The 17416-nt window shown below is 64.7% G+C and carries 17 protein-coding genes; 7 read left to right on the top strand and 10 right to left on the bottom strand.

Annotated elements, in window-relative coordinates; translation table 11 throughout:
• The first annotated feature begins 44 nt into the window (after positions 1 to 44).
• The 4 genes from gcl to ACVIIV_RS31360 all read left to right on the top strand — a co-directional run bounded on the left by gcl (position 45) and on the right by ACVIIV_RS31360 (position 4234).
• A complete protein-coding gene (gcl, locus tag ACVIIV_RS31375) occupies positions 45 to 1835 on the top strand; it encodes a glyoxylate carboligase (protein WP_456747640.1) in 1791 nt (596 codons plus the stop codon).
• Positions 1836 to 1846: 11 nt separating this feature from the next.
• Positions 1847 to 2632, top strand: coding sequence for a hydroxypyruvate isomerase (gene hyi, locus ACVIIV_RS31370; RefSeq protein WP_456747639.1), 786 nt, complete (start codon positions 1847 to 1849; stop codon positions 2630 to 2632).
• Positions 2633 to 2845: 213 nt separating this feature from the next.
• On the top strand, positions 2846 to 3733 hold the full coding sequence (locus ACVIIV_RS31365) for a 2-hydroxy-3-oxopropionate reductase (RefSeq protein ID WP_456747638.1): 888 nt from the start codon (positions 2846 to 2848) through the stop codon (positions 3731 to 3733).
• Positions 3734 to 3850: 117 nt separating this feature from the next.
• A complete protein-coding gene (locus tag ACVIIV_RS31360; protein WP_456747637.1) occupies positions 3851 to 4234 on the top strand; it encodes a DUF1236 domain-containing protein in 384 nt (127 codons plus the stop codon).
• 40 nt (positions 4235 to 4274) lie between these two features.
• Here the strand turns inward: ACVIIV_RS31360 and ACVIIV_RS31355 are convergent, their stop codons facing one another.
• The 3 genes from ACVIIV_RS31355 to ACVIIV_RS31345 form a co-directional block, all read right to left on the bottom strand.
• Positions 4275 to 4652, bottom strand: a complete 378-nt coding sequence (locus ACVIIV_RS31355) for a VanZ family protein (RefSeq protein ID WP_456747636.1) — start codon at positions 4650 to 4652, stop codon at positions 4275 to 4277.
• Positions 4653 to 4728: 76 nt separating this feature from the next.
• Positions 4729 to 5337 carry a thiamine pyrophosphate-dependent enzyme gene (locus tag ACVIIV_RS31350; protein WP_456747635.1) on the bottom strand — a complete coding sequence of 203 codons (609 nt, stop codon included), beginning with the start codon at positions 5335 to 5337 and terminating at the stop codon, positions 4729 to 4731.
• Between the two features lie 10 nt (positions 5338 to 5347).
• On the bottom strand, positions 5348 to 5899 hold the full coding sequence (locus ACVIIV_RS31345; RefSeq protein WP_456747634.1) for a thiamine pyrophosphate-binding protein: 552 nt from the start codon (positions 5897 to 5899) through the stop codon (positions 5348 to 5350).
• A 241-nt stretch (positions 5900 to 6140) separates the two neighbouring features.
• On the opposite strand from ACVIIV_RS31345, the gene ACVIIV_RS31340 reads away from it, so the two are divergent.
• On the top strand, positions 6141 to 7190 hold the full coding sequence (locus ACVIIV_RS31340; RefSeq protein ID WP_456747633.1) for a hydroxyacid dehydrogenase: 1050 nt from the start codon (positions 6141 to 6143) through the stop codon (positions 7188 to 7190).
• Positions 7191 to 7197: 7 nt separating this feature from the next.
• On the opposite strand, the gene ACVIIV_RS31335 is transcribed toward ACVIIV_RS31340, so the two are convergent.
• Positions 7198 to 8166: an ornithine cyclodeaminase family protein gene (locus tag ACVIIV_RS31335; RefSeq protein WP_456747632.1), complete on the bottom strand. Its 969-nt coding sequence runs from the start codon at positions 8164 to 8166 to the stop codon at positions 7198 to 7200.
• 136 nt (positions 8167 to 8302) lie between these two features.
• On the opposite strand from ACVIIV_RS31335, the gene ACVIIV_RS31330 reads away from it, so the two are divergent.
• Positions 8303 to 8515 carry a hypothetical protein gene (locus tag ACVIIV_RS31330; RefSeq protein WP_456747631.1) on the top strand — a complete coding sequence of 71 codons (213 nt, stop codon included), beginning with the start codon at positions 8303 to 8305 and terminating at the stop codon, positions 8513 to 8515.
• A 3-nt stretch (positions 8516 to 8518) separates the two neighbouring features.
• On the opposite strand, the gene ACVIIV_RS31325 is transcribed toward ACVIIV_RS31330, so the two are convergent.
• The 6 genes from ACVIIV_RS31325 to ACVIIV_RS31300 all read right to left on the bottom strand — a co-directional run bounded on the left by ACVIIV_RS31325 (position 8519) and on the right by ACVIIV_RS31300 (position 16101).
• The gene (locus ACVIIV_RS31325) at positions 8519 to 9094 is read right to left on the bottom strand and encodes an N-acetyltransferase family protein (RefSeq protein ID WP_456747630.1); all 576 of its coding nucleotides are present in this window, start codon (positions 9092 to 9094) and stop codon (positions 8519 to 8521) included.
• A gap of 6 nt (positions 9095 to 9100) precedes the next feature.
• On the bottom strand, positions 9101 to 11458 hold the full coding sequence (locus tag ACVIIV_RS31320) for an Orn/Lys/Arg family decarboxylase (protein WP_456747629.1): 2358 nt from the start codon (positions 11456 to 11458) through the stop codon (positions 9101 to 9103).
• Positions 11459 to 11760: 302 nt separating this feature from the next.
• Entirely contained in the window at positions 11761 to 13965 is a 2205-nt protein-coding gene (locus ACVIIV_RS31315; RefSeq protein WP_456747628.1) for a xanthine dehydrogenase family protein molybdopterin-binding subunit, read from the bottom strand.
• A 7-nt stretch (positions 13966 to 13972) separates the two neighbouring features.
• On the bottom strand, positions 13973 to 14989 hold the full coding sequence (locus tag ACVIIV_RS31310) for an FAD binding domain-containing protein (RefSeq protein WP_456747627.1): 1017 nt from the start codon (positions 14987 to 14989) through the stop codon (positions 13973 to 13975).
• The gene (locus tag ACVIIV_RS31305) at positions 14986 to 15477 is read right to left on the bottom strand and encodes a (2Fe-2S)-binding protein (protein ID WP_456747626.1); all 492 of its coding nucleotides are present in this window, start codon (positions 15475 to 15477) and stop codon (positions 14986 to 14988) included. The genes ACVIIV_RS31310 and ACVIIV_RS31305 overlap by 4 nt, the downstream gene beginning before the upstream one ends.
• A gap of 147 nt (positions 15478 to 15624) precedes the next feature.
• A complete protein-coding gene (locus ACVIIV_RS31300; RefSeq protein WP_456747625.1) occupies positions 15625 to 16101 on the bottom strand; it encodes an Lrp/AsnC family transcriptional regulator in 477 nt (158 codons plus the stop codon).
• Positions 16102 to 16244: 143 nt separating this feature from the next.
• Between ACVIIV_RS31300 and ald the strand changes: the two genes are divergently transcribed.
• Positions 16245 to 17360, top strand: coding sequence for an alanine dehydrogenase (ald, locus tag ACVIIV_RS31295; protein WP_456747624.1), 1116 nt, complete (start codon positions 16245 to 16247; stop codon positions 17358 to 17360).
• Positions 17361 to 17416: the final 56 nt, after the last annotated feature.

Genomic DNA, 17416 nt, shown 5'->3' with positions numbered 1-17416 from the left:
ATTCGATGATCTCGCTCGCTGACGCAACTTAAGCGAGGTCCGATATGGCGAAGATGCGAGCTATCGATGCGGCCGTGCGTATCCTGGAGAAGGAGGGCATCTCGACGGCCTTCGGGGTTCCCGGCGCTGCGATCAACCCGCTTTACTCGGCGCTGAAGAAGCGCGGCTCGATCCGCCACATCCTGGCGCGGCACGTCGAGGGCGCCTCGCACATGGCAGAGGGCTATACGCGCGCCAAGGCCGGCAATATCGGTGTCTGCATCGGCACCTCGGGGCCGGCCGGCACCGACATGATCACCGGGCTCTATTCGGCGATTGCCGATTCCATCCCAATCCTCTGCATCACCGGTCAGGCGCCGCGGGCGCGGCTCTACAAGGAAGACTTCCAGGCTGTCGACATCGAGTCGATCGCAAAGCCCGTGACGAAATGGGCGGTGACGGTGCGCGAGCCGGCGCTGGTGCCGCGCGTGTTCAGCCAGGCGTTTCATGTGATGCGCTCAGGGAGGCCGGGACCGGTGCTGATCGACATGCCGCTCGACGTGCAGCTGGCCGAGATCGAGTTCGACGACGAGACCTATGAGCCGCTGCCGGTCTACAAGCCCGCAGCCACGCGCAAGCAGATCGAGAAGGCGCTGGAGATGCTCAATGCGGCCGAGCGTCCGCTGATCGTCGCGGGCGGCGGCATCATCAACGCCGATGCCTCCGACCTCCTGGTCGAGTTCGCCGAGATCGCCAACGTGCCTGTTGTCCCGACGCTGATGGGATGGGGCGCGATCCCCGACGACCACGTGCTGATGGCCGGCATGGTCGGCCTTCAGACCAGCCATCGCTACGGCAACGCCACGCTGCTGGAATCCGACTTCGTGCTCGGGATCGGCAATCGCTGGGCCAACCGTCACACCGGCTCGGTCGAGACCTACACCAAGGGCCGCAAATTCGTTCACGTGGACATCGAGCCGACCCAGATCGGGCGCGTGTTCAATCCCGATCTCGGAATCGTCTCGGACGCCAAGGCCGCGCTCGAGCTGTTCGTCACCGTCGCCCGGGAGTGGCGCCGGTCAGGCAGGCTCCGCGAGCGCCAGGCATGGCCCGCGGCCTGTCGCGACCGCAAGAAGACGATGCTGCGCAAGAGCCATTTCGACAACGTCCCGATCAAGCCGCAGCGCGTCTATGAGGAAATGAACAAGGCGTTCGGCCGCGACACGACATATGTCACCGTCATCGGACTGTCGCAGATCGCCGGCGCGCAATTCCTCGGCGTCTACAAGCCGCGCAACTGGATCAATGCCGGGCAGGCGGGGCCGCTCGGCTGGACGCTGCCGGCAGCGCTCGGCGTGCGCGCGGCGTGTCCTGAGCGCGAGATCGTCGCGCTGTCGGGCGACTACGACTTCCAGTTCCTGATCGAGGAGCTCGCGGTCGGCGCGCAGTTCAATTTGCCCTACATCCACGTCGTCGTGAACAATTCCTATCTCGGCCTGATCCGCCAGGCCCAGCGTGGCTTCGACATGGACTACCACGTCCAGCTCTCCTTCGAGAACATCAACGCGCCCGAGATCGGCGTCTACGGCGTCGACCATGTCGCGGTGGCGGAAGGCCTCGGTTGCAAGGCGATCCGCGTCACCGACCCGAGGGATACGCAGGCGGCGTTTGCGACGGCGCGCGAATTGATGGCCAAGCATCGCGTCCCCGTGGTGGTCGAGTTCATCCTCGAACGCGCCACCAACATCGCGATGGGCACGGAGATCGACAACATCGTCGAGTTCGAGGAGGTGCTGGACCTGCCGCTCGACGAGGTTGGGACCAAGCGGCCCGGCGTGCTGCAGCCGGCGGAATAGGGAAGAGCATCATGCCGAAATTCGCTGCCAACCTCACCATGCTGTTCAACGAGATGCCGTTCCTGGACCGCTTTGCCGCGGCGAAGGCGGCGGGCTTCTCTGGGGTCGAATATCTCTTCCCCTATGATTTCGACAAAGCCCAGCTGCGCGAGCAGTTGGAGGCCCACGGCCTGACGCAGGTGCTGCACAATTTGCCAGCCGGCAACTGGGCAGCGGGCGAGCGCGGCATCGCGATCCTGCCCGATCGCACCGCCGAATTCCGCGACGGTGTGTTCCGCGCCATCGACTATGCCAAGGCGCTCGATTGCGAGCAGCTCAACTGCCTCGTCGGCATTGCGCCCGGGGATGCCGATCCGCGCGAGCTTCAGGAGACGCTGGTCGGCAATCTGCGCTTCGCCGCCTCGACGCTGGCGCGGGAGAACATCAAGCTGCTGGTCGAGCCGATCAACACGCTCGACATTCCCGGCTTCCATCTGAGCGGCACCGAGCAGGCGGTGCAGCTGATCTCCGAGGTGCGGTCGAACAACCTTTTTATTCAGTACGACATCTATCACATGCAGATCATGGAGGGCGATCTCGCCCGTACCATGCAGGAATATCTGCCCCAGATCGCCCACATCCAGCTTGCCGACAATCCCGGCCGCCACGAGCCCGGCACCGGCGAGATCAACTATCCCTTCCTGTTCCGCCATCTCGACGCGATCGGCTATCGCGGCTGGGTCGGCTGTGAATACAAGCCGCGCACCACGACGCTGGAAGGCCTTTCGTGGCATGCAGCGCAGACGTTGGAGACCTGAGAATATAGCCACGTCGACGGTGCGCTCCCTCGCCCGCTTGCGGGAGAGGGCTGGGGAGAGGGTATCTCCGAGATGGGGCTCGGGAGATCCGCTGAGAATCCCTGGGCGGAAAGAACCCTCACCCGGCGCTGCGCGCCGACCTCTCCCGCAAGCGGGAGAGGTGCACCGAGTGCGTGGACGAAATTTGCTACTACAACTGTGAGACATCAAACCATGACCAACATCGGCTTCATCGGACTTGGCACCATGGGACGGCCGATGGCCGGCCATCTTCTGGCTGCGGGCCATCGCGTTCTCCTGCATGATGTCGCGCCTGTTGCTCCCGAACTGATCGCGGCCGGCGGTATCGCCTGCAGATCAGCCAAGCAGGTCGAGGAGGAGACGGATGCCGTCATCATCATGGTGCCGGATACGCCGCATGTCGAAGCCGTGCTGTTCGGCACGGACGGGGTCGCGAGCGGCATCTCGAAGGGCAAGATCGTGGTCGACATGAGCTCGATCTCGCCGTTGGCGACGAAGGAGTTCGCCAAGAAGATCGAGGCGCTCGGCGCGGATTATCTCGACGCGCCGGTGTCGGGCGGAGAGGTCGGGGCGAAAGCTGCGAGCCTCACCATCATGGTCGGGGGGCCGGAGCGTGCCTTCGGCACCATGAAGCCGATCTTCGACAAGATGGGCAAGAACGTCACGCATGTCGGTGCCAATGGCGACGGTCAGACGACGAAGGTCGCCAATCAGATCATCGTCGCGCTGACGATCGGGGCGGTGAGCGAAGCGCTTCTGTTCGCATCCAAGGCGGGCGCGAATCCCGCGCTGGTGCGGAAGGCACTGATGGGCGGCTTTGCCTCGTCGCGGATTCTCGAAGTCCATGGCGAGCGCATGGTGAAGCGCAATTTCGACCCGGGCTTCCGCATCGAGCTGCACCAGAAGGATCTCAACCTCGCGCTCGAAGGCGCGCGCGCACTCGGCCTCTCGCTGCCGAGCACGGCGGTGGCGCAGCAATTGTTCTCGTCCTGCACTGCGCATGGCGGCAAGGCCTGGGATCATTCAGCGATGGTGCGGGCGCTGGAACTGATGGCGGGCCACGAGATCGCCGCAGCCTGAACTGTTACGCGGTAACACTCTCCAGATGTGTGATGCATCTTTCGTCGCGGGGGAACCGGAACAATGCTCGGGCCCCGCGGGTTGAAGCTACACAACAATCACTGGAGGCGTAAGGACATGAAAACCCGTCTTGCGATTACGTTGGCTGCCGCGTCGCTGCTGGCGTCGGGCGCAGCCTTTGCTCAGTCGACGACCGAACAGGGCGCCCGAGACGGCGCGCGCGCGGGCGGCGACATCGGTGGCCCGATCGGCGCGATGGTCGGCGGCACCGTCGGTGCGGCCGTCGGCGCGGGGCTCGAAATTCCGAATGCGGTGCTGGGCGGAATCCCGCGTAGTGACTCCGTCGTGATTCACGAGCGCGTCGTTGTCGGTGAGCCGCTGCCGCCCACCGTGGTGCTGCGGCCCGTGCCGAACTACACCGAGTATCGCTACGCGGTCGTGAACGACCGCCGCGTGATCGTCGAGCCGCGCACGCGACGCGTGGTCAAGATCATCGACTGATCTGCGCAACCTGATACGCTGGTTAGGGCCCTGCGGAGTGTCACTCCGCGGGGCCTTCGCTTGCCACGGGGGTGCTTGTGCGAAAGCGCGTGAGCAGCCAATCGGCTGCGGCCGCGAGCGCAAAGCCAAGGCAGGCGGTGGCGGCATCGACCAGAAAATCCTCCAACCGGGCGTGGCGTCCGGGTGCCCAAAATTGCATCAGCTCGAGCACGCCAATCAGGACGACCGCGGCCGCTGCGCTCAGCAGACGCCGGCGCGGATAGGCGAGGCCGAAGGCCAATCCCACCAGGATGAAGGCAAGCGCATGTTCGCCGTCTTGGCCGAGGTCGGAATGAGGCCGCAGGCCGGGGGGACCTAGAGTGGCGAAAGTGACGGCAGCCGCGAGCAGCCAGGCAAAGATACGAATGAAAAAGGACATCCGGACCGCTTAGCACGGATCTGGTCGGGTTGTCGCGAGGCTGGTATCAGATCGCCGTGTAGTTAATGACAAAATGTCAAAGCGGCTCGCGCACGCCCAGGCCGTGCATGAAGCGTTCCCGGATCTGCACGGGATCGCGGCGGGTGGTGCCCACGCCCGGCTTATCGTCGATCCTGACGCCGATCAGGCTGGGCTCGGAGGCAGCCATCGCATCGTCGACCAGCCGCTCGAAATCCTCCTCGTCTGCGGCCCAAGCGCTGTTGGCAAGACCGGAGCCGATCGCGATGGCGACGATGTCGGCGACGTTCGCTGCCGGTGTCGGCTGCGCGCCGGTGATCTGGTAGATGCCGTTGTCCATCACGATCATCGTGAGGTTTTTCGGCTTCAGGGCTGCGATCGTCGACAGCGCACCGAGCTGCATCAGCAGCGAGCCGTCGCCTTCGAGTGCGAAGACGCGGCGGCCGGGCTGCGCCAGCGCCACGCCAAGCGCGATCGGAAAGGCGAGCCCCATGCTGCCCAGCATGTAGAAATTCTGCGGACGGTGGCCGGCGGCCCAGAGATCGAAATTGGTGTTGCCGATGCCGCCGATCACGGCTTCCTCGTTTCCGAGCTTTGCGATCAGGCGCGAGGTGACGTCGAACCGGTTCATCACCTTGGTGTTGCGATTGTCCAACTCTTGAGTCATCTGGCCGGCCTCACTTGTCGAAGACCTTGCCGCCGGTGAGCAGCGGGTTGAGGATCAGCGCCACCGGCGCCTGCGTGGTGACGGCCTGCTTGATCGAGCGGTCGGCGATGAATTCGAGCTCGTCGAGCCGGGTGATGGTGTGGTGCTCCAGCGCCAGCGAATCCAGCACCGGACGCATGGTGCGGCAGACCAGCGACTGGCCGTAGTTGAACTCGCCGAGCGTGCCGCGCTCGGAGACGAACATGATGAGCGGGATCTGGTAGGGCACCGCGAGCGAGGCAAGCACGTTGGCGAGCGTGGCAAAGCCGGAGGTCTGCATCAGCACCGCGCCGCGCCGTCCGCCCATCCAGGCGCCCGAGACGATGCCGACTGCTTCCTCCTCGCGGGCGGTGGCAAAGGTGGTGAAGAAGGGATCGGCGTGCAGGTTCTTGATCAGCGGCGTCAGCACGCGGTCGGGCACGTAGGGGATGAGGCTGACCTCGTTCCGCTTCAGGGTTTGCAGGACGATGCCGTGCCAGCTTCTTTCGCTGACCCCTTGTGTCTGCTGTTCCGCAATCGCCATTGCGTTCTCCCTTGAACCGCGCATGCTTCTTGGTTCTGGCCGTCGCGGCGGTCTGCCGAACTTGACGCGGGCAGCGGGATTGTCAACATGTCCGCGCCGGCACCGTGATCTGCGCCAGACGGCCTGCCATGGCCGGCACCGCCATGTCATAAGTGCGGCAACGAAGAAACGGGAGGAAGCACCGGAGGGAGCGCGTCGCGCCCTTGCCGAGCTCCCTCGCGAGCGAGCCGGAAGGGTTCTGATGTCGGTCAACAACAAGCGCGTCTTCTACGTCAAATACCTGGCCAATCCGATCTATATCGACATCCTGAAGGCACGGCCCGACGTCCGGCTCGATCGGATCGAGAACGAGAGCTCTGAAGATTTCTATGCGCCGATCCTGAGCGCGGCCCATGTCTACCAGATCGGCGCCGCCCGCGATGAGCTGGCGCCGCATTTCCACGTCGATGCCGCCTTCCTGAAGCGGACACCGAATTTGCTGCTGGTCTCCAGCAATGGCGCAGGCTTCGATCCTGTCGACGTCGAGGCCTGCACGGAGGCAGGCGTCGTAGTCGTCAACCAGTCCGGCGGCAACGCTCACTCGGTCGCCGAGCATGCGCTGGCGATGATGCTGACGCTGTCCAAGCGCATCATCCAGTCGGATCGCCGCCTGCGTCGCGAGCGCGACGTCAACCGCAACGAGCTCGTCGGCAACGAGGTCGAGCACAAGACCGTCGGCATTATCGGCCTCGGCAATGTCGGCCGCCGCATCGCCGCGCTCTGCAAGGGCCTGCTCGGCATGACGGTGCTGGCCTACGACCCGTATTTGTCGGCCGAAGTGATGGCCGAGCGGGGCGGTGAGAAAGTCGAACTCGACGAGCTCCTGCGCCGCGCCGATTTCGTCTCGATCTCCTGCCCGCTGAACAAGGGCAGCCGCAACATGATCAGCGTGCGCGAATTCGCGCTGATGCAGCCGCATGCCTATTTCATCACCACCGCGCGCGGCTTCATCCACGACGAGGACGCGCTGCTGCAGGCGCTGCGCGACAAGCGCATTGCGGGTGCCGGCCTCGACGTCTGGTCCAAGGAGCCGCCGCCGCCTGAGCATCCGCTGCTCCAGCTCGACAACGTGCTGGCGAGCCCGCACACGGCAGGCGTCACCATCGAGGCGCGCCAGAACATGGGCCGTATCGCCGCCGAGCAGGTGCTGGACGTGCTCGACGGCAAGCGCCCGCCGCGCATCATCAATCCCGAGGTCTGGCCGCGTTATGCGGAGCGCTTCAAGCAGGCATTCGGGGTGACGCTGGGATAGGGTGCCGCTACGCCAGCTTTGCGCCGAGCTGCTGAAACACGGCCTCGCAAGTCATGAGGTCGAGATGGCCGCCGCCCGCGTTCTTGAAGAACGTGATATCGGACGGTGACGTTCGCCCCTGCACCCGGCCACTGGCGAGATCGTAGAGGTCGCCGAGCACGTCCGTCTCGCTGATCGCACCGCTTGCGATCGGTTGCAGAACGTCGCCGACGCCGTGGAAGGCGGATTCCCGCCGGTCCACGAAGATGCGGGACCGCTTGGCCGCCTCGTCATCGGCCTCACGGGTTTGCGGCGTATAGCCGCCGACGAGGTCCAGATGCGTGCCGGGCCGCAGATTGCGACCCTTGATCAGCGGCTGGTGCGACCTCGTGCAGGTGGTGATGATCTCGGCCTCGCGCGTCGCCGCGTCGAGATCGGCGGCGGTCTCCGCTGGGATGCCACCCGCAGCCAATCTCATGGCGAGGTCGGCGGCCCGCTCTGGAGTCCGATTCCAGATCAGCACGCGCTTCAGCGATGGCCGGACGGTGCGATGCCCCCGGACCAGCCATTCGGACATCTCACCGGCACCGACGCAAAGCAAGGTCTCGGGATTGGATGGGGCGAGCAGTTTCGCGCCCAGCGCGGAGTCCGCCGCGGTGCGCCAATGCGTGATCTCGGTCCCGTCCATCGCCGCCAGCGGCCGTCCGTTGGTGCCGTCGAACAGCACGCACACGGCCTGCACTGCCGGCATCTTGCCTTCCGCCAGATTGACCGGAAAGCTGGTGAACATCTTGCTCGCCATGTAGCGGCCGGGATCGACCGCGCTGCGGATGACGTATTGCCCTTTCTCGTCTCCGAGGAAGGCGTCCAGCACCTCCATCTTCGGCCGGCGATGCGCTTCCTCCAGGGCCGCGATGAGGATCGGGAACGTCAGAACTTTCGTGACTTCGGTATCGGAGACAAAGTGCAAGGCGAATTCCTCATTGGCGACCGGCATTTGCCCATAAACCCGCGCGGCAGGTTCCGCAACGAATCTTCCGCCGGGACTCGACAAGCCTTGATCCGCGTCAAAATCTCCTTCCCCCGTCCGGCCTAAATGGGATTAGAGTGCCGCCGGGCAGGCAGGAGGTCCCATGTCAACTTATGTCGTCAAGTTCATGAAGGACGTACTCGGACAGTACGGCCGCGAGATCGAGGTCTGCCAGGGCACGCTCGAGATCGACGCCGCCGACGAGGACGAGGCCAGGGAACGGGCGAAAGCGAGATTCTGCAAGGACCAGGCGTTGCACCACTGGTCGCTGCATGCCGACCGCATCCAGGTCAGACCGGCTGATTTTCCCTCGTAAGGCCTAACGCCCGGGTGCAGTGACAGGCGGGGGCGCCGTCGTCCCCGTGCCGAGCGAGCGTTGCACCATGACAGTGTCGGACCAGCGACCGTGGCGATAGGCAACGCCGCAAAGCAGGCCGGCGCGCACGAAGCCGAACCTCTCGTGCAGCGCCAGCGAGGGCGCGTTGTCGGCATCGATATAGCCGATCATCTGGCGGAAGCCGGCCGCGGCGCAGGCGTCGATCAATTCCTGGAGCAACAGCCGCCCGATTCCGCGGCCGAGATGCGCATGGTGGACGTAGATCGAGTGCTTGGCCGTGTAGCGATAGGCCGGGCGCTTGCGGAACAGCACGGCATAGGCATAGCCGACGACCTCGCCGCGATAGGTCGCGACCAGATGCGGCAGGCGGGTCTGCTTCAGGTTCTTGCGTCGGTTGCGCAGATCTTCGGGCTCCGGCGCACCGGTTCCCTCGACATCGCGCGGCACGCCATTGCGGACGTGATGGCGGTAGATTGCCAGCATCGCCTCGACATCGCTTTCGCGTGACGGCCTGACCAGAACGGGGTCGTCACTCGCGCGCGCAGCTGTTTCGTTCATCGGCACCTACTCTGCAACGACGTAAGTGTAGAGCCCGATGCGCCCGTTCGCATCGACCTCCTTGTAGACGCCCTGGATCTCGACGTCGAAGCCCGGGAACGTGTTGAAGCACGTCTCGAACATCCTGAGATAGTCGATCATGGGCCTCGCCCGTTCCGTCAACCGCTCGCCGGGCACAATGGTCGCGATGCCGGGCGGGTAGACCACGAAGGGCGTGGTGGCGATGCGGCCGGCGATCGCCTCGATCGGCAGATAGTCGACATCGTTGCGGAACAGATAGCGCGCGGCATCGCGGGGCGACATTGCGATCTCGGGCATGTGCTCGGGCATGAACTGCCGCGCCTGGAGCGCGCTGACATCGGCGGCGCGGAAGAAGCGGTGCATGTCGCCGCAGAGATCGCGCAGGCGCACGCCTGCGTAGCGCGCCTGCCGCCGCTGATGGAACTCCGGGATTGCGTCGGCCAGCAGCGCATTGTCGTCATGCAGCCTCTTGAACGCGACAAGGCCGGAGATCAGCGTGCCGGCCTTGCTCGCCTCGACGCCGGGGGTGAGCAGGAAGAGCAGGGAGTTGAGGTCGTTCTTCTCGGGGACGATGCGGTTCTCGCGCAAATATTGCGCGACCACCGGGGCAGGGATGCCGTGCTCGGCATACGCCCCGGTGGTACGGTCGAAGCCGGGCGTGAGCAAGGTCAGCTTGTTCGGGTCGGTCATGGCAAAGCCCTCGGTGAGACCGGGGAAGCCATGCCAGGTGCTGTCGGGGGAGAGCTGCCACAGCGCGGGATTGGTGGCGAGTTCGTCGGTAGACAGCGTTTCCCAGGCGACGTTATGCACGGCGCCGGGGCGGCTGACATCGGGAATGCCGATACGGTCGGGAACGAAGGGCTCGAAGAACCAGCGCCGGTCCGGGTTCTGCTCCTTCTCCTCGAATTCCCGGCGCATCGCACGGATCTTCTTGCGCAGCTCGATGCCAAGCCGGATCGTATCGTCCCATAGCACTTCGCCGGAGCGGCCCTTCATCATCTGCGCGCCGACGTCGAGCGAGGCGAACAGCGGATAGAAGGGCGAAGTCGAGGCATGCTGCATGAAGCTCTCGTTGAAGCGGCGGTGCTCGACACGCCGCTTCTGGCCGCGGATGTGACGGTCCTTGATGTGGATCTGCGAGGCCTGCGAGAAGCTCGCCAGCTGCTTGTGGGTCGACTGCGTCGCGATGATGCCGGGCGCATCGGGCGGAAGATTCACCAGTCCCATGGCGAAGCGGCCGGCATAGAGCGGGTGAAACTTCATGAAGCCGGCCCAGGCCTCGTCGAACAGGATGTAATCGCAGAGATGGCCGATGCGCTTGATGATCATCTCGGCGCTGTGGATCGAGCCGTCATAGGTGCACTGCTCGACGACGGCGACGCGGAACGGCCGCTCCTTGCGCCAGGCGTCGCGATCTCTCACCAGGGGATGGTTGCGGATCGCCTCGCGCAGGGTCTTCTCGTCGAGCCTGTCCCAGCGCATCGGGCCGATCAGGCCCCAGGCGTTGCGCACGGTCGGGACGTAGATAGGGACGCCGCCGTTGATCATCAGCGCGCCGTGATGCGCGGCCTTGTGGTTGTTGCGGTCGAACAGCACGAGATCACCGTCGGTGACGAGGGCGCCGAGCGCGACCTTGTTCGAGGTCGAGGTGCCGTTGAGCACGAAATAGGTCTTCTCCGCGCCGAAGATCGCCGCCGCTTCCTTCTGCGCCTTCAGCGCGGGGCCCTCATGGGTAAGGAGGTCGCCGAGGTCGAGCACGGAATTGTCGAGATCGTCGCGGAACACGGACTCGCCGAGATGCTCGACGAACACGCGCCCGATCGGGCTGCGGTTATAGAACACCCCGCCATTGTGGCCCGGACAGGTCCAGAGCTGGTTGCCTTCCTCGGCATAGTCGACCAGCGCGCCGAAGAACGGCGTCTTCAGCGTCTCGGCATATTGCTTGAGACGGCTGATGAGGTTCTTGGCGATGAAAGGCGGGGTCTCCTCGGACAGGAAGACATAGCCGTCGATGAAATCGAGCACCTCGACCGGCAGGTCCTCAAAGCGCTTGCGACGGATCAGGAGGATGATCGGGAAGTCGAGGCCCCGGCGGCGCATCAGGTTGATCAGCGCCGAGGTCTTGCCCTCCAGCCCCTTCTTGCCCCAGTCCACCACCATGCAGCCGATTGCGGCATCGGTCTGCACCGCCATCTCGGCGTCCTCCAGCTTGCGGGCCCGGACCACTTCGAAGCCGGAGCGCTGGATCTCTTCGATGATCTGGTTGAAGCGGACGCCTTCGAGATCGTCGGCGTCGAACACAGGTGCGGCGAACAGGAAGTTGAAGCGCTTGAAATAGTCCATGTCGGGTCCCGAATGTGCAGGAGATACAGCTCTCGGCACATTCGATGACAGTTGGATGACGGGAGCGAGACTGGCTTGGCGGCAGCTAGAGCCGATCCGTCATCCTGAGGCGCGAGCCGTGGGGCGCAAAGCGCACCATGGCGAGCCTCGAAGGATGAACGGCCGGGATGCTGCAGCTGGACTGTCGCCCTTCGAGGCCGTTATGCGGTGCACTCGCACCGCATAACGGCACCTCAGGGTGACGGTCATCCATCTGTGCTCGCGGAGATACGTGTACGCAAACACCGCGGCGATATGTCCGCTCACTCCAGCAGCTTGTCCAGCGTGATCGGGAAGTGCCGGATGCGCTTGCCGGTGGCATGATAGACGGCGTTCGCAATAGCCGCAGGCACGCCGACGATGCCGATTTCGCCGAGACCCTTGATGCCCAACCTGTTGATACGGTCGTCGGGCTCGTCGACGAAAATAACGTCAATGTCGTGGACGTCGGCGTTCACGGGAATATGGTATTCGGCGATGTTCGCGTTCATGATGCGGCCGAAGCGGTGATCCATCACCGTCTCCTCGTGCAGCGCCATCCCGATCCCCCAGACCATGCCACCCATGATCTGGCTGCGACCCGTCTTGGTATTCAGGATGCGCCCAGCCGCGACCGCGCTCACCACCCGCGTTACGCGGATAACGCCGAGCTCCTCGTCGACCTTCACCTCGGCGAAGACGGCCGAATGGGTGTTGCGGGCATGCGCTTTATCCTCGGCAAACTGGTTGAGCTTCTCCTTTTCGATCCGCTCCAGCTTGCTGTGACGCATGACATCGGCAATCGAAACGACAGGTCCGTCCTTGCCGTTGCCGGCGATCATGCCGTCAGCCAAGGTGAGGTTGGTCGCGTCGACGTTCGCGAGCGGCGAGCCCGGCATTGCCTTGGCGAGCCGTGCCAGCTCCTGGCGAATCTCTTCGGCCGCTCCCAACACGGCATGCGCGCTGGACGCCGCCATCCAGGAGCCGCCCTCGACAGGGGCTTGCGGCAGGGTCGAATCGGCGAGCCTGACGCTGATGTTGTCGATCGGCAGCCCGAGGGCATCGGCCGCTACCTGCGCCACGATGGTGTACGTCCCGGTGCCGATATCGGACGCGGCGCAGGAGACCTCGGCATGGCCGTTGGCCGTCAGCACGATGCGGACGGCGACCGGCATCTGCAGCGCCTCCCACACCCCTGTCGCCATGCCCCAGCCGACCAGCTCCTTGCCGTCGCGCATGGAGCGTGGCGCTGGATTGCGCCGGCTCCAGCCGAAGGCTTCGGCGCCGCGGGCGTAGCATTGGCGCAACTGCTTGCTGGTGTAGGGCAGGTCTTCGCTCTGGTCGCGATCGGAATAGCACTTAAGTCGCAGCTCGATCGGGTCGAGCTTCAGCGCGACGGCCAGTTCGTCCATGGCGCATTCAAGCGCGCAAACGCCCGTTGCCGCGCCCGGCGCGCGCATGTCGCAGGGAGTGGCGACGTCGAGGTGGGCGAGCTTGTGCGAGAAGAGGCTGTTGGGGCTCTTGTAGAGCTGGTCCGCCCAACCGGTATCGTTGCGCGAGAAATCCTCAAAGCGCGAGGTGATGGCAATGGCTTCGTGGGTGACGGCATCGAGCGTGCCGTCGGGCCTTGCCCCAAGCCCGACATGCTCGATGGTCATCGGCCGATAGCCTAAGCTGTACATCTGCTGCCGTGTCAGGACCACGCGGACAGACCGTTTCAGCGCGAGCGCGCCAAGCGTTGCCAAGACTACCTGGTGCTGCGGCCGCAGGCCTGAGCCGAAGGCACCGCCGACATAGGGCGAGAGCACGCGGATCTCGTCCGACTTTTTCCCAAAAACGCTGCAGAGAAACTTCTGGACGTTCTGGACGCCCTGGGTCTTGTCGTAGACGGTGAGCCTGCCACTGCCGTCCCAGACGGCTGTTGTCGCGTAGAGCTCCATCGGGTTGTGATGCTCGCTCGGAATGACGTAGTCCGCCTCGTGATGGACGGCCGCTCGCGTCAGCGCTGCTGCCGCGTCACCGCGCGGCTTGTGCGGCTGATCCACCTTAGAAGCCTTGCCGCGTTCGGATTCGAGATCGGTCGCAAACGCCTCCGGCTCATATTCAACGCGGACGCGTGTTGCGGCGAATTTGGCGGTTTCCCAGTCTTCGGCCACGACCAGCGCAATCGGCTGGCCGTTGAACTTGATCCTGTCGTCATAGAGCGGGCGGAACGGCGAGCCCTTCTCCGGCGCCACCTCGTCCTTCCACGCATCATCCTTGTCGGCGAGGGGCGGGCGATGCGCATGGGTGAGCACGTCGACCACGCCCTTCACCTTGAGCGCCTCGCTGGGGTCAAGGCGGATGATGCGCCCGCGCGGAATGGTGGCCTCGACGATGAAACCATGGAGGAGGCGGTCTGCTGCGAATTCGCCGGCATATTTGGCGGCTCCAGTGACCTTGGCCCGGCCGTCGACGCGCGACGTTGGTGTTCCGATATAGGCGTTCATCGGACCCTCATGCGATCTTTTTGTCGGCTTGTGATTGCGGCGTGGCGCTGGTGGCCTGCATCAGCGTACGCACGATGGCGCGGCGCGCCAGCTCGATCTTGAATCCATTATGTGAATGAGCAGTTGCTCCCTGCAGCAGCAGATCGGCGGCGCGCCCAAAATGATCCGGTGTTGCCGCCTGGCCGCGCAATGCTGCTTCGGCCTCGAGGCTTCGCCAGGGCTTGTGAGCCACACCGCCGAGCGCAAGGCGCGCTTCGCTGATCGCGTTGCCCTCCAGTTCCAGCGCGGCTGCGACCGAGACCAAGGCGAAGGCGTAGGACAGCCGGTCGCGGATCTTCAGATAGCTGTAGTTCCGGGCAAAACTGCGCGGCGGCAGCTCGATTGCGATGATGATCTCGCCGCTGCCGAGATTTGTGTCGACATGAGGCTTGTCGTCCGGAAGCCTATGGAAATCGGTCAGCGCGATGGTGCGCTGACCGGTGGGGCCTGCGATGTGCACGAGCACGCCGAGCGCGGCCAGCGCCACGCTCATGTCGGATGGATTGGTCGCGATGCAGGACGTGCTGGCGCCGAGAATTGCGTGGTTGCGGTTGAGACCATCGAGTGCCGAGCAGCCGCTGCCTGGGGTTCGCTTGTTGCAGGGCGTCGCCGTGTCATAGAAGTAGGCGCAGCGCGTCCGTTGCATCAGATTGCCGCCGACCGAGGCCATGTTGCGCAATTGCGCGGACGCGCCGGCCAGGATGGCGCTGGCGAGCAGGGGATAGTGCTGCTCGATCAGCGGATGGTAGGCGAGGTCCGAATTCGGCACCAAGGCGCCGATGCGCAAGCCGCCGTCGGCAGTCTCCTCGATGTCGCGGAGCGGCAGGCGGGAAATGTCGATCAGCCGGGAGGGCCGTTCGACATTCTCTTTCATCAGGTCGATCAGGTTGGTGCCGCCGGCAATCAGCTTCGCGCCTGGATCGGCGGCGAGCAGGCGAATGGCGTCGGCGATGTCGCTTGCGCGGGAATATTGGAAGTTGTTCATGACCGGCTCATTGCCTGCTCGATCGCAGCCACGATGTTGGGGTAGGCGCCGCAGCGGCAGAGATTTCCGCTCATCAGCTCCCGGATCTCCTCGGCTTCCCTGGCGCGGCCCTCGGCCAACAGGCCCGCGGCAGAGCAAATCTGTCCCGGCGTACAATAGCCGCACTGAAACGCATCATGGTCGATGAAGGCCTGTTGCAGGGGATGCAACGTGCCGTCCTTGGCCAAGCCTTCGATCGTCGTGATCTCAGCGCCATCCTTCATGACGGCGAGGGTCAGGCAGGAATTGACCCGTCTTCCGTCGACCAGCACGGTACAGGCGCCGCATTGGCCGTGATCGCAGCCCTTTTTGGTGCCGGTCAACTCCAGACGGTCACGCAGGGCATCCAGAAGCGTGGTCCACGGCACGACCTCGAGTGTGCGCCTGACGCCATTGACGACGAGGCTGATCGGAATGCGTTCGGGGATCTGATCCGTGATGTCGGCCATGCTCTGTTCCCTGCGGAGGGGCCGAGCTGGGCAAATCAGGATCTGACGCGAGGATGCGTTGCCGCCGCTGGCCAATAGCGCCCAACGGATGACGGGTTGGATGGTTCCCGACCAGCTCTCCCGGTCGTCGGAGGTCGTCGGATGAGATCAGCGCTTCTCGCCGAACACCACGGTCGGCACCGCGCGGTTGACGATCTCGCGCAGCGCGAAGCTCGATTGGACCCGCGCGACACGGGGCAAGCGGGACAACTCGGTGCGGTGGATGCGCTCGAAATCCTGAATGTCGCGGGCGAGCACGATCAGGATGTAGTCGTCGGTCCCCGACATCAGGAAGCAGCGCACGACCGAGGGACACTTCACCACCTCCGCCTCGAACGCCTTCAGTGCGTCGTCGCTCTGGCTCTCCAGCGCAATGCGAACCAGCACCGTGGTGGTGAGGCCGAACTGGGCGAGGTCGAGCGCGGCCTGGTAGGCCTGGATGTAGCCGTCGTCCTCCAGCGCCTTCTGCCGCCGCGCTAGCGCCGTGCTCGACAGGCCGACCTTGTTGGCAAGCTCGGTGTGGCTGGCTCGCGCATTGGTCGTGAGTTCCGCGAGGATGGCAAGGTCTTTCCGGTCGAGGGCCAAGGTTTCGTTTCCAGCGTCAAAGGACGTTTCCGCGCCGGAAACCGGCGCGAGCGCAGCCAAACTAGCGGATATTTGCACGAAACCAAACCGACCCTCTCGCTACGATCAACAATGGAATCAACGCATTGTCGAGGGAGATCAAGATGCGCGTCGGTGTGCCCAAGGAGATCAAGGTGCAGGAATATCGCGTCGGGCTCACCCCGGGCGCCGTCCGTGAATATGTCGCCGCCGGGCACCAGGTGACGGTCGAGACCGGCGCCGGCAGCGGCATCGGCGCGTCCGACGAGGTTTATCGGCGGGCAGGGGCTGCGATCGCCGGCAGCGCCCGCGACATCTTCGCCAGGTCCGACATGATCGTGAAGGTGAAGGAGCCGCAGCGAAGCGAATGGGTCCAGCTTCGCGAAGGCCAGATCCTCTTTACTTACCTTCATCTTGCGCCGGATCCCGAACAGGCCAAGGGCCTGCTTGCGTCCGGCTGTACCGCGATCGCGTATGAAACCGTCACCGACGCGGCCGGCCACCTCCCCCTGCTTGCGCCGATGAGCGAAGTCGCCGGCCGCCTCGCCGTCGAGGCAGCCGGCGCCGCGCTCAAGCGGTCGGCCGGTGGCCGCGGTCTGCTGCTTGGCGGTGTCCCCGGCGTGCAGCCGGCGCGCGTCGTCGTTCTCGGCGGAGGCGTGGTGGGAACGCAGGCGGCGCGGATGGCCGCGGGCCTTGGCGCGGAAGTCACCGTGATCGATCGCTCCATACCCCGGCTTCGGCAGCTCGATGATCTCTTTATGGGACGCGTGCGGACGCGCTTTTCGACCATCGAGTCGGTGGAGGAGGAGGTGTTCGCCGCCGACGTCGTGATCGGTGCAGTGCTGGTGCCAGGCGCCAGCGCGCCAAAGCTCGTCACGCGCGCGATGCTCAAATCGATGCGGCCAGGCGCGGTGCTGGTGGATGTCGCGATCGACCAGGGCGGCTGCTTCGAGACCTCGCATCCGACCACGCACGCTGAGCCGACCTACGAGGTCGACGGCGTCGTGCATTATTGCGTCGCCAACATGCCGGGCGCGGTGCCGGTGACCTCGAGTCAGGCCCTGAACAACGCGACGCTGCCGTTCGGCCTGATGCTCGCGGGCAAGGGTTTTGCGGCAGTGCTGGAAAATCCTCACTTGCGTAACGGGCTCAACGTGCATCGCGGGCGGATTACGAACAAGGCAGTGGCGGAAAGCCTCGGGCTGGAGTTTGCGCCGGTTGGAAGTGGCTTGGCGGCTTAGGACGCAACCCGCGTCATTGCGAGCGTGGCGAAGCAATCCAGAACCCCGCCGCGGAA

It is taken from the genome of Bradyrhizobium sp. USDA 4354 (genome assembly GCF_054060315.1).
Note: the sequence above shows the minus strand (reverse complement) of the source record. Positions and strands in the feature narration are given on the sequence as shown.